This is a genomic window from Paraburkholderia phymatum (assembly GCF_040965635.1).
Lineage (GTDB): Bacteria > Pseudomonadota > Gammaproteobacteria > Burkholderiales > Burkholderiaceae > Paraburkholderia > Paraburkholderia phymatum_B.
The window spans coordinates 1-302 of the sequence record NZ_JBFRCH010000141.1; the positions used below are offsets into that span (position 1 = coordinate 1).

Annotated in this window: 1 protein-coding gene; it reads left to right on the plus strand. The window is 69.2% G+C overall.

The window, feature by feature from the left end; genetic code table 11:
- Window positions 1–302 (plus strand): secretin N-terminal domain-containing protein (locus AB4Y32_RS40535; protein ID WP_368726591.1); only part of this gene is annotated, 302 nt, incomplete at both ends.

Here is a 302-nt window from a genome sequence, read left to right on the forward strand (position 1 = left end):
GAACGCGTTCAACCAGGGCAACGCGAGCTCGTCGACGGGCACCTCGGGCCAGCCCCCGCTGCCGGGCGGCTCGCTCGGCGGCTCGTCGTCATCGTCGATGGGCGGCAATCCGCTCGGCGGCGGCGGCACCTATGGCGGCCAGGGCAACAAGGAGGCTGCGTTCCTCGGCGAAAAAGAAGGCGGCGGCGAAGAGAACCAGCCCGGCGGCATGATCCAGGCCGATGCGGCGACGAACTCGCTGATCATCACCGCGTCCGACCCCGTCTACCGCAACCTGCGCAGCGTGATCGACCAGCTCGATT